The sequence below is a fragment of the Clostridium bornimense genome (assembly GCF_000577895.1).
Classification (GTDB): domain Bacteria; phylum Bacillota; class Clostridia; order Clostridiales; family Clostridiaceae; genus Clostridium_AN; species Clostridium_AN bornimense.
On record NZ_HG917868.1, the window covers coordinates 108,626 to 122,225 of the forward strand.

Below are 13,600 nucleotides of genomic sequence, written 5' to 3' on the forward strand. Positions count from 1 at the left end.
TAAATAAAATTTTATATGATCGCTAAAAAATTTATATCCTTACTATTAATAAACTGGGACTGAAGCACAATGAACTGCTCCCTGTCAAGTAGACAGGTGAAATAATAAAAATATTTAATATAGCTAATCACTTTTGTGGTTAGCTATATTTTATGCTACAGATTTTAATAAATACTCCCTATATTCTAACGGAGTCATAGAGTTGAGACGTTTTTGATATCTACGATTATTGTAATAATCTATGTACTCTATAATTGCTGCTTCTAATTCTTCATATGAATTAAATTTCTTTAAATAATACATTTCTGATTTTAACATACCCCAAAATGCTTCCATTGGACCATTATCAATACAACGTGATACTCGTGACATACTTTGAATCATATTAGCTTCTTCAAGCTTTTTCTTAAATGTTTTTGAAGTATACTGAAAACCACGATCACTATGAAAAATAGGCGTAGCCTGCGGATACTCCCTACGGGCAATATCAAATGTTTGAAACACTAGATTATTATTATTTGAATGCCCAATTACAAAAGAGACAATACTCTTATCAGAAAGATCTAGAATTGCACTTAAATATGCTTTCTTTCCAATACCATACTTCATTTCCGTTACATCTGTGAGCCACTTTTCACCAAATTTATCTGCATAGAAATCTCTATTTAGAATATTATCAGCTACAGTTTCAGGTGTAGATTTTTTATAAGTTTTTCGTTTTCTACGACATACTGACTTTAGATTAAGAATACACATAAGCCTATAAATTCTCTTTGGATTTACATGAAAATCATTTTCACGATTTAATTTTATAGTCATTTGTCTATATCCTAATATTCCGTTTATTTCTTCATATGATTCTTGTATAAGTGATAATAACACCTCATTAAATTTTTCATTCATACTTACTTTGCGATTCGTCCATTTATAATATGCGGAGCGTGCAATACCGGCTATTTCACATAATTCTTTAATAGAAAAAGATTTTTGCTTATGCAACTCTTGTATTGCTAAATAGATAAATTCATTTTTTGTTTTACTTAAAATCGCCTCCTTTCTATTTCGTCTAACTTTTTTAAGAATTCTATCTCCATCTGTTGTCTACGATTTTCGGCTTCAAGTAATTTGTTTTTCGCTTTTAACTTTTCTATTTCAGACATTTCATCGGCAAGCTTTCGCTTTCCACGTTTATCTAATAGTGCTTCAATGCCATTGGTTTCATATTTCTTAATCCAACTATATATTTGTTGATATGATATTTGAAATTTTTCTGCTGTTTTAGCGTAATTTTTATCATTTTCTATATAATACTTTACAATCTCAATACGTTCATTATAAGTTGTAGTTCTACCTTTAGTCATAATTGCTGTCCCTCCAACTCCAGAAGATTTTAGTTTATTATGACTATTATATATTGAAATCCATCTTTGTAGTTGCGTTTTTGAACGTATTTTATATTTTGCACAAATTTCATCTTGAGAATATAAATTTGACAAATAAGCTTCTACTGCTTGTAATTTCAATTCTTTAGAATAGCCCTTATATCCTTCCATCGTAAAGGCTTCCGCGCCTATACTATTGTAGTTACGAATCCATTGACGAAAAGATTCTAAGGCAATCCCCAGCATAGATGAAAAATGACTCATACTATTTTTACTTTTTAGATATTCCTCAACATATTTAACTTTTTCTTCAGCACTAAAATTACGTTTTTTACACATAAAAAAATACTCCCTCTCATGATAGACATTTTAATTATTTTATGTGTCTACCATAAGGGGAGCATATCACAATTTGATTTATTTTATTGTGCTTCAGTCTTCTTTTTTGCTTATATTTAGTTTAACTCAAAAAAATTACGAAAAATATTGCATTGGAAAATACTATGTGATATTATTTAACAGAACTGTAAAATAAAGTAAATTATATTATGTTAAACAAAGTAGCTACTGTTTAAATATATTTTTTATTTTTGAGGGGGATATGTTATATGAAAAAAAAGAAAGTTTTAGCAGGAATATTAGGAGTTGTGATGGTGGCAGGAGTTGCAACATCTTTTGCATACTTTACAGGTAAGAATGATGGTATTGGTAATGGGGCTAATGGTAAGTTACAAAAAATTCAAATTACTAATGGTAATGTTGTTGTAAAAGCAGAAGTAGAAAATAATGGTGCTTCTGATTTTCAATGGTCTTATGATGTAGCTAAACATTCAGGTGCAACTGTAGAAAAAGATGCCAGCCCAGATATCAATGCAGTTAATAAGACTCCAGATTCAAATGGAATAGAAAGAGCTGTTATTGGTTCACCAGTTACAACACCAGTACAATTTACAAGACCGGGAGATGCTTTAGTATTAGGTGTTCCAGGAAAAAATGGTGAAGAATCTGGATTACGTTTAATAAATGAAAGTAATTTAACAGTTAAGATGCAATTAGTAGTAAAGAATGATGCTGCTGCAAAAGCTGAATTAGATAAACTTACTGCAGCAGGTTGGGAGTTATATGTTAATGATGCAAAGGTTGATCTAACAAGTGAATCAGCAGTAGATTTAGGGGTTGTTGCCAAAGGTGGAGAGAAAAATGTAGATGTTAGATTTGAATTACCACTATTAACAGGAAATACAAAGCAAGATAAGAGTACAGCATCAACAGCAGATGCAGGATTTGATCTTAATTCAATAGTTGAATTACAAGCAACTCAAGAAAATAATCCAGGATGGTCAGAAGACGGTGAATAGTTTCTATAAATGATAGGTCGTTGCACAATTTAGTGCATATTAGCAGTATATTGTGCAACAATGCCTATATAGGTAAGGTGAGATATGAGTAATATGTTGAATAAGACAAAGAAAATGTTATTACTGTGTATTGTCACCATTTGTGTAATTTGCTTTACTTCGGCAGGAGTTCTTGGTAGTGAAGATGACAATTATATCTATAGTAAGGAGAAGGAAGGGGTTTGGAAACCCAGTGATATAGTTAATAAGACCTTTACTATAGATAATATATGGGGAGAAAAGTGTTATCTTCAAGGAATCTCTTTTAAAAGAAGTTATATAAGTGATGTAAATAGTGGCAAGGTATATAGCTTTGATGAAGCTAAAGAAGAAGGCATTTTAGATACAGAATACAATATTAATATTGCCAAGGAAAATAAAAATATCTATAGTGGCAAAATATCTGATCTTGCAGATAGGGATATAAATTTTGAAGAACCTATTTTTATGGATATAAACTCTAAAGTGGATTTTAATATGAATATATCATTTAATAGTCTATCAGGAAATGAATTTCAAAATAAGAACTATGAATATATATTATATCCCAATGCATTCACTGTTGCTGTAGAAAAAGATAATGTAATTACTAAGAAGTTAACTAAGACAGGTTCGATTTTTAATAAGCAAACTTTAATTTTAGAAGCCTCAATTTTGATAATTATGGGAGTGATATTTGCAAAGATATCAAAAATCAATAGGAGAGGTGATAGGGTTTGAGTAGAAAGAAGGTCAAAATAGTATTATTATTAGCATCCATTGTTTTACTTGGATTATTGGCATCTAGTAGTTATGGTTATTTTAACGGAGAGGCAGAAGCTAAAATACCGACACTAGAAGTTGAGTATAACAATAAGAAATAAATTATATAATTATTGTTTTTAGTAATTATATAAGGGGTGATTAGAAAATTGAAAAAGGGGAAGTATGTCATTTTAAGCATCATGATAGCTTTTATACTGACAGTAAGTATTAGCTATGGTTATTTTAATGCCAAAGTAAATATAAGTGGCAGTGATGGCAAGAAAATAAATAGTCTTCATATAACAAATGGGAATGCTAAAGTTGAGATAGATACATCTAATAGTAGTTGGAAGTGTGGAGGGAATAATATTGATGGGAGCATATTGAACCCTACCGATGGCTTAGACGTAAGTTATGAAGGGGTAAAGATTATTAATAAGTCTAATCTAACTGCTAATATGGATTTAAGTTTACTATTTAAAGGGGAGAAAATAGGCGGTACAGAAGAGGGAAAGCTTAATATACCAGAAGATGATATTGATGTAGATGATAGGGAGGATACTGCTGGATTTGATTTATTGGTAGGCGACATAGATAATTTAGGTTTTGGATATAACAATATAGATCCATTTACGCAAATTACACCAGTTCACAGTTTGGATGTTTATCCAAGGTATAACGATGCGCAAGGAACTGATAGGAAAATGGCGACAACTGGATTTTATAACTTAATAAAGAGAACTAAAAAAGGCAATTTAGGGAACAAGTGGAGTTCTATATTATATACGGCAAAACCAGGTATAAGTTTTGGAGAAAATGGAAATTGGAGAACTGAACAATATAAGTGGCCATTAGTATGGGATACTAAAAATCCTGGTGGAAGTTGTTGCTTTGGTGGATATTTTTATGAAAAAGAAGATGGTACTTGGACAAAGGAAAGTAAATTTTATGATGATTATTGGCAAATAGATACAAATAAGATAGGAAGACTTATTGAAGACAATGGGGAGGTATTTTTTGACGGATATACTAATAGTACGTTAGGAAGCAAGTGGAGTCATTGGTTAAATGGAGTAAACTGGGGAGATTTACAGAAGGTAGAGCCAGTGAAGTTTGTTTATAGCGATAAAATTGAAAAAGGTAAGAAAGTATCAAGTGCAACAATTCAAGTAATGTTTGATGATGTTCAACCAGAGCCATCAGAAGACTTTATAGAATATAAGAAGAATGATGGCGATTGGATTGTATCAGCATATTCACCAAAATCAACAAATAAGTATCAAGTTACTTTAGAAGTAGAAGGTAATCCAGATTACCCAGCTGTTAGAGTTCAAGAGTTTGAGGAAATAATAAATAATATAGACCAACATGGACCAAGAGCAAATTTAGTAACTTTTGAGGTTCCTAAAAGATTACTAAAGTATATAGAAAATGGTGGTGATGGACTACTATTAAAAGTAGATGATCCTAGAGATGGTACTATATATACAGGCATGGTAAATGAAGATGGATCAATAGTAGGTAAAAATTATGATGGAACAGAAATAAAAAAAGGTGATATAGCCGGTGGAGATTCATATGCTATAGACTTTGCCAAAGTAATAGTAAATAAAGATATAGATAGATCATCTAATATAAAAGGAAAAGTTACAGACAAAGAAGGAAACCCTATAAAAGGTGCGATAATAACAGGTAGTGGTATAGAAGGATATGTTACTACTGATGCAAATGGAGAATATTTCATAGAAGATGTAGCACCAGGACAAGTTATATTAAAGGTTACTCATCCAAGTTATAATGATAGAATGTGCACAATATATCATTTAAATGACAATGAGACAGTGACGTTAAATATAGAGATGTTACCTAAAGGTACAAAACCTATAATAAGCGCAGAAACTAAGTTTACTGGAAATATAATAGTCAATAGGTATAAAGAAGGTAGTGATACTGCTATAGGAGAGCCAATTTCTAAGGAAATAAAAATAGTTAAGTCAGGGGAAGAGTATTCTATAGAAAATACAGCCTTAAAAGTAGAGCCAGGATATTATTATAAAGTAGACTATAAATTAAAGTTAGTATCTCAAGATAAAATAGACATTATAGCAGACAACTTTAAGTTAAAGTTTGATAGTTCAATAAAAGCAAAAGTAACGCAAGAAAATAATCCAAATTGGAGTGAAAGTGGAACTTAAAATATTATAAGGATGTAGAAACAATCTTCATTTAAGTAAATGGAGGTTGTTTTTGTATATAAATACAAATTAGTACATAGAAGCGATTGTTTATAGCATAAATTGCATTTGAATACTAAAAAATCGTATTACAACAAAATGCAATATTCAATGAAATAGAAGGAGAGAACTCTGGTATTAAGACAGAAGATGTAGAAGAAATAAAAGTAGTTGAGGAGCCTAAGATAGTTGAAGAACTCACAGAAAAGAGAACAGAAAATACAAAATATTTTCTTAAGGAAGACGGAAGTACAGAAGTAGCTATTTATAAGGATCAGATTCATTATGAAGAAGATGGACAGTGGAAAGAAATAGATAACACGCTTAAAGATACTATTGCAGAAACAGAAGATAATAAAAAGATAGATGCTATAGGAAGTGAAAATGGAGACTTAAAATTTAATTTTGCTAAGGATTCTGATGCAGAAAAGCTTGTATCTATTGAAAAGGAAGGATATGAGCTAAGTTGGAATTTAGAAGGAAGTAAAAAAAAGAAGTTAGAGGAAAAGAAAGTAGATAAAAATGAAGAAAAGAAGCAAGTAGATGAGTTAATAAAAGAAGCAGTAGATACTACAATAAATAATGATAAAAAATATGAAAATATAACGGAAGAAAATAAAAAGGAAGTTAAGGAAGTCTTAACTTACAATGAAAATATTAAGACTTTAGAGAATAATTCTAATACAATAAATTATTCAGATATATTAGATGATGTTACTCTTCAATATATACAAGGGACTACATCATTAAAAGAAAATTTAATAATAAATAAGAAGATTGATACCGAGAAGTTTCAATTTAATATAACAGCTAAAGGTCTTAGACCTGAGTTAAATGAGGATAATACAATTTCTTTCTATTCAGATAATGAAGAAAAGAAAGAAATATTTTTGATGAATTCACCGTATCTTATTGATGCTAATGGAGAGTCAACTACAGATGTGAAGGTTGAGATTAAAGGTGAAAATGGTAAGTATACTCTTATTTTAGAACCTAATAAATCGTGGATAAATGATAAAAATAGAGCTTATCCAGTTACATTAGATCCAGTAGTTTCAACATCCACTGATATAAGAGATATAGAAGATAACTCAGTTCATAGTAGATGGGATGTAGCTAATACAAATTATTATAATACAAATCCATTAACTATTGGTAAAGCTGAAAAGGATGGAAATGATATTTCCAGGGCATTTATTAAGTTTAAGTTACCGTCAGAAATAACATCAGCAGAAATGGTACTTAAAGCTCAACTTAATTTAGCGTTGTGGTCTAATAGTGATGGAAGATCCCAAATTAATGTTCATAAAGTATTAAACAATTGGGATACAAGAAATATAACATGGAACAATCAACCGGGATACAATAGTAGAATTGAAGATTATGCTATGGTAAATGGCAGTGGAGGAAGTTGGTATAGTTGGGATATAACTTCTATAGCAAAAGAGTGGTTTACGACAGGTAATAATTATGGTCTACTTTTAAAAACAGAAGGTGATGGTGGTTATTATCAAGAATTTATATCTTCTGATGTAACTGATCCTAATGTTGTAGCAGGAAGACCTTTGGTACAATTTCAATTTATTAATGCTTGTGGACTAGAGTCGTATTGGACATATACTACACAAGATATAGGTAGGGCGGGAACAGGTTATGTTAACAACTATAATGGTAACTTAACTTTAATTCATGATGATTTATCAATGAGTGGAAATAGATTACCTATTAGCATAAATCACGTATTCAATAACTATGAAAGAACAAAAAATATTGGTTATGGAAGTGGTTTTAGATTAAATTTAGCGCAAACTATTGAACGTAAGCAGTACGGTAGTGATTGGTATTATGAACATGTTGATGAGGATGGAACAAAACAGCGCTATAAAGACGATGGTGGAACAACACTTAAAAATGAAGTACAAGAAGAGTTAACCCTAACCAAAAATTCCGATGGCACATTTACTATAAAAGATACAGAAGATTCAAAAATGAACTTTAAAGATGGTAAGCTTGTTTCTGTGGAAGATAGCAATGGAAACAAGATGACTATAGACTATTGCGATAATAAAGTGTCAAAGGTTACTGACGGATCAGGAAGAGTAGTGACATTAAAGTATAATGGGCAAGGCTTATTAGGAGAAATAGTTTATCCAGATGGAAGAAAGAATACTTATGAGTATTCAGGAAATTCCTTAACGAAGATTACATATCCCGATGGAAAAAGCAGTAGTTATGAGTATGAAGGGGACAACAGAATAATGCATGCTACTGACTATACTGGTAATAGAATAAGATATGTATATTACAATACATCAACATATAGAATGGGTATAGCTATAGCAAATAATGTTTCTGGAGAAGAGAATAGCAGAGTAAATTTTCAATATGGAAATAACTCAACGAAGATAACAGATAATACAGGAAAGTACTCTTGTTATCAATTTGACAATACAGGAAAGACAATCTCTATAAGAGATGATGAAGGAAATGCTAAGTATTATAAATATGGAGCTTCAAGTAATAAAGGTAAGATAACAGAAGAATCTAAAATGCAGAAGTCGGTTATAAATTTACTTGGAAACCCAGGAGCTGAGATAGAGCAATGCTGGGAGTTTACTAAAGATGGAGGAAGTGGTTCTGGAGAGTATACTACAAGTGAAAAATATGACGGAAGTAAGAGCTTAAAAATAACAAAGACAGACGCAGTTTCAAGACAATATGTTCAAGATTTACCAGTGGGGATGGAAAAAGGAAAAGCATACACATTTTCTGCTTATGTAAAGACAGATAACATAGTTGCGACAGGAAATAAGGGCGCTGGTCTTGCGATTTATTATTTAAATAAAAATGGAAATTATGAAGAGGTAACATCTGATTTTATAACAGGAACAATGGATTGGCAAAGAATTCAAGTAACCTTTACTATACCAGCTGATGCAAAAAGTAATCATCTTATTGTTAGACCATTAGTGCAAGAAGCAACAGGAACAGCTTATTTTGATAACCTACAATTAGAAGAAGGGGAAGTTGCTAATAGATTTAATTATATAGCTAACAGTGGATTAAATGGTGTTAATGCATCTTGCTCAGGTCTAACACCGGATTTTTGGCAGGGTGATAATTTGGAAGTCGGTAGAGATGGGTTAATAGAATGTAGTGATGAAGACCATCCAGAAGGCTTAAGTAAATCTATTATGCAGGTTTATACTAATGCAGATCAAATAAAAAGATTTAGATATGGAACAGGTATTAAGGGTAAAAAAGGAGATTCTATTGTATTTAGTTCGTGGTTAAAGGCTGCAACGGTGCCACATGGATTTGTTAATATATCAGCGGTATTTATATCACCATCAGGTAATACTTGGAATAGCCTTAAAATAAATAATGATTGTGATGATTGGCAATATGTTAGTGATGTTTTTATAGCTCCAAATGATTATACAGATATACATATATATGCGGAAGTATCTAATCAAGTTAATCCAATATATTTTGATGGAATACAGCTATTCAAAGAAGAATTTGGAGATAGTTATACTTATGATGACAAAGGTAATGTAGTATCAGTAAAGGATGTTTCAAAGGAAGAAAATACTTTTAAGTATGATGGAAATAATAATTTAATTAAAACAACAACGCCGCAGGGAACAAGTTTCAATTATAAGTATGATGACAAGCATAAATTAGTACAATCTAATGATTTAAAAATTAGATATATAAGAGATACTTTAGGTGGAAATACAGTAAACACAGATAATACATGGATGGAAATAAAGGCTTTGGATGAAAAGGGTAATAATATTGCAAAAGGTAAAAAGGTAACAAGTAATGAAAAGGATGCAGTAGGAAGTCGAGCAAATGTTGTAGATGGAGATACGGGAGGATCATGTTATCAGACGGATTCAACAAATTCAACAACAATAAGTTGGGTTCAGATAGACTTAGGTAAACGATATAGTATAGAAGAAGTTAAAGTATGGCACTATTATGATGGTAGAATTTACAACAATACAAAGACAGAAGTGTCTGAAGATGGAGAAACATGGTATACAATTTTTGATTGTGAAAAAGACGGAAAATATTCAGAAACAAAAGAAGGAAGAACTTATAAGGTAGCAGATGCAGTACCATCAGAGACTATAGATACAAGTAGTTTTAAGGTTAGATATATAAGAGATACATTAGGTGAAAACACAGTAAATAAAGATAATACCTGGATGGAAATAAAAGCGTTAGATAAGAATGGTAATAATGTTGCAGAAGGAAAGATTGTAACTAGTAATGAAAATGATGCAGTAGGAAGTAAAGCAAATGTTGTAGATGGATATATAGGGGGGCAATGTTATCAAACAGATTCGACGAATTCGACTACAATAAGTTGGGTTCAGATAGATTTAGGTAAAAAGTACGAGTTAGAAGAAGTTAAGGTATGGCATTATTATGATGGTAGAATTTATAATAATACAAAGACAGAAGTGTCAGAAGATGGGAAGACTTGGTATACGCTTTTTGATTGTGAAAAAGACGGAAAATATTCAGAAACAAAAGAAGGAAGAACTTATAAGGTAGCAGATGCAGTTCCATCGCAAAATTCAAAAAGTGAAGATTTGCAAGTTAGGTATATAAAGGATACATTAGGAGGCAATACAGTAAATAAAGATAATACTTGGATGGAAATAAAGGCTTTAGATAAGGATGGCAAAAATATTGCACAAGGTAAGGATGTAATAAGTAGTGATAAAGATGCTGTAGGAAGTAGATCAAATGTCGTAGATGGAAATTCAGAAGGTCAATGTTATCAAACAGAATCAACATCAGTTAGTTGGGTTCAAATAGATTTAGGTAAGAAGTATGATATAGAAGAAATACAGGTATGGCATTATCATGATGGTAGAATTTATGATAATACAAAGACGGAAGTATCAGAAGATGGAGAAGTATGGTATACAATTTTTGATTGTGAAACAAGTGGAAAGTATGTAGAGACAGCAGAAGGAAGAACTTATAAGGTATCAGATGCAGTATTATCAGATAACACTAGTGAAAATGATATTTATAGTATTAAGTATGATAAATATGGAAATCCTATTAAAACATCGATAGGAATGGGTGAGAAAAGTATATCATCATCATCTAGTTACACAGCTAGCGGAAACTATATGTCTTCTATGACAGACAGTTTTGGAAATACCGTTAGGTATGATTACGATGAAAATAGAGATGTATTAAATAGTGTAACTGATGCCAAAGGTAGTACTACAAATTATGAATATGATAGTTTAAATAGAGTAACTTCTGTAAGTAAACAAGTTGGAAGTGAAACTATATCTAATTCATATACTTATAGCAATGATAGATTAGAATCTATTTCTCATAATGGTTTTTCTTATAGATTTGGTTACGATAAATGGGGAAATAATACTGATGTATCTGTAGGAAATCAAAAGCTTATAACTAATGTCTTTGAAGACAAAACAGGTAAGTTATTAAGTTCAACTTATGGTAATGGGCAAAAGATAACACCAGTTTATGATAAGAATGATAACTTAATTGGAAGAGCTTATAGTGGAGATAATTTAGGAACTATAACTTATAGTGGAAATGTTGAAGGAGTAGGAAATAAAACAGCAGTAGGAAATAATTCTGTACTAGGTACAATTGGTGAATCAAAAAGATTAGAGTCTTTAAATATAAATATGTCTGGTATGCCAAGTGGTATGAAAATAAAATATCAAGCTTGCATAGAAGGACAAGGATGGCAAGATTGGGTTTATGGTGGACAAGAAGCTGGAGCAGCAGGAAAAAACTTAAAAATGGAAGCTGTAAGAATTAAACTAGAAGATGCACCAGAAGGTTATATTGTACAGTATCAAGTTAATATGGAAGATAAAGGATGGGTGCCAATTTCTCAAGATGGAGAAGTGGCAGGATTAGAAGGCAAAGGAAAAAGAATAGAAGCAATAAAGATAGATCTTGTTAAAGTAAGAAGTAAAAGTATTTATGACAATAATGGAAATGTTGGAGAATATAGAGATTATGTTAGTGGATTAAACTACAAATATAGATATGATTTGTCTAATAGACTTAGAAAAGTAGAAGAATCTACAGGTGCTTTTACTGTTATAAACTATGATAATAAAAATAATGTATCATCAACAGTAGAAACAAGAAATGGTGTAAGTTATGATACAACATATGGATATGACGAAGATAATTATATAAATAATATAACTTATAACAGAAATAATAAAGAATATTCTCAAAAGTTAGCCTATGACGGATTAAACAGGGTAACAACAAAGACAAATATAATGGAAAGTGACACTTCAAGTACTGTAGGGACAGTAACCTATCAAACTAAAAGTGATGGACAAGGATGGCAAGGTAAAAAGACTAATGGAACTATAGCAGGTTCATATGGTAAAAATATTTCGCTTGAAGGAATAAAAATATCAATAAGTGATCTTCCATCAGGAACAAAGGTAAAATACCAAGCACATTGTGCAGACATTGGATGGCAAGATTGGGTATATGGCGGAGCTTTAGCAGGAACAGATGGAACTGGAAAAAGACTAGAAGCAATAAAGATACAATTAGAAGGAGCACCATCAGGATATAGCATAGAGTATAAAGCATATGTAAAAGATAAAGGATGGCAAGAATGGGTACAAAATGGTGAAGTAGCAGGAACAACAGGAGAATCTTTAGCAATGGAAGCAATAAAGATAAGGGTTGTAAAATCTGGAGTTTCTAGCAGCAAAAACTTTACTACAAAATATACATATGAAAAAGGAAAAGCAGAAGGAAGCGGAAGTGTAGTATATCAAAGTAAAGGTGTTAATGATTCATGGCAAGAAAATAAAACAGAAGGTGCATTATCAGGTACTGTAGGTAAATCAAAGGCACTAGAAGGAATAAAAGTTTCACTAAAAGATATGCCATCAGGAAGTAGAGTAAAATATAGAATTTATGATAAGGATGGAGCATGGAAAAATTGGGTATATGATGGTGCATTAGCAGGATCAGAAGGAACAGGAAATAGGCTAGAAGCAGTACAAATAGAACTAGAAGGAGCGCCAGAAGGATATTCTATAGAATATAGAGCACATGTAGCAGATAAAGGATGGCTATCTTGGGTAGGAGAAGGAGATACAGCAGGAACAACAGGACAAGGTAAAGCAATGGAAGCTCTTGAAGTAAGACTTGTAAAAACAGGATCATCAGAAAGTACAAGAATAGCTTCAATGGATAACAACGGAAAGAAAATAAGCTATACTTATGATGCTAATGGCAATATAGAAACTATTACAGAAAACGGCAAGACAATAAAATATTATTACAACGAACTAAACGAAGTAGTAAGAGAAGACAACCAAACATTAAATAAAACAATAACTTATAGTTATGACCAAGGTGGAAATATTCTAAACAAAGTAGAATATCCATATACAACAGGAAATCTAGGAACAGCATCTAAAACAGTAGGATACACCTATGGAGATAGCAACTGGAAGGACAAGCTAACAGCATTCAACGGAAAAGAAATAACATATGATGAAATAGGAAATCCATTAACTTATGATGGATATAAGTTCACATGGGAAATGGGAAGACAATTAAAGTCTATCTCTGGTAATGGAAAAGAAATAAGTTACAAGTACAATGACAGCGGAATAAGAACAGAAAAAACAGTAAATGGAGTAACAACAAAATATTATCTATCAGGAGATGCAGTAACACTCCTAGTGATAATGGAACAGATAAGATATACTATACATATGCTGGTTCCGTCGATCTAATATCTATGAATCTAAATGGAAAAGAGTACTTCTACATAAACAGA

Annotated in this window: 7 protein-coding genes; 5 read left to right on the forward strand and 2 right to left on the reverse strand. The window is 31.3% G+C overall.

Features of this window, described 5'->3' with window-relative positions; all coding sequences use genetic code 11:
• Positions 1–150: 150 nt before the first annotated feature.
• Together CM240_RS00540 and CM240_RS00545 are read right to left on the reverse strand one after the other, a co-directional pair.
• Positions 151–1,083 carry an IS3 family transposase gene (locus CM240_RS00540; RefSeq protein WP_156930482.1) on the reverse strand — a complete coding sequence of 311 codons (933 nt, stop codon included), beginning with the start codon at positions 1,081–1,083 and terminating at the stop codon, positions 151–153.
• Positions 1,041–1,721: a helix-turn-helix domain-containing protein gene (locus CM240_RS00545; protein WP_044035761.1), complete on the reverse strand. Its 681-nt coding sequence runs from the start codon at positions 1,719–1,721 to the stop codon at positions 1,041–1,043. Before CM240_RS00545 ends, CM240_RS00540 begins: the two co-directional genes overlap by 43 nt.
• A 269-nt stretch (positions 1,722–1,990) precedes the next feature.
• On the opposite strand from CM240_RS00545, the gene CM240_RS00550 reads away from it, so the two are divergent.
• The 5 genes from CM240_RS00550 (at position 1,991) to CM240_RS17360 (ending at position 13,556) form a co-directional block, all read left to right on the forward strand.
• Positions 1,991–2,740 (forward strand): hypothetical protein, encoded by a 750-nt coding sequence (locus tag CM240_RS00550; RefSeq protein WP_044035762.1) that lies wholly within the window; start codon positions 1,991–1,993, stop codon positions 2,738–2,740.
• An 84-nt stretch (positions 2,741–2,824) separates the two neighbouring features.
• A complete protein-coding gene (locus CM240_RS00555; RefSeq protein WP_156930483.1) occupies positions 2,825–3,499 on the forward strand; it encodes a hypothetical protein in 675 nt (224 codons plus the stop codon).
• A complete protein-coding gene (locus CM240_RS17355) occupies positions 3,496–3,642 on the forward strand; it encodes a hypothetical protein (protein WP_156930484.1) in 147 nt (48 codons plus the stop codon). Before CM240_RS00555 ends, CM240_RS17355 begins: the two co-directional genes overlap by 4 nt.
• A gap of 48 nt (positions 3,643–3,690) precedes the next feature.
• Positions 3,691–5,718 carry a carboxypeptidase-like regulatory domain-containing protein gene (locus tag CM240_RS00560; RefSeq protein WP_156930485.1) on the forward strand — a complete coding sequence of 676 codons (2,028 nt, stop codon included), beginning with the start codon at positions 3,691–3,693 and terminating at the stop codon, positions 5,716–5,718.
• Between the two features lie 932 nt (positions 5,719–6,650).
• A complete protein-coding gene (locus CM240_RS17360; protein ID WP_044035765.1) occupies positions 6,651–13,556 on the forward strand; it encodes a galactose-binding domain-containing protein in 6,906 nt (2,301 codons plus the stop codon).
• Positions 13,557–13,600 lie beyond the last annotated feature (44 nt).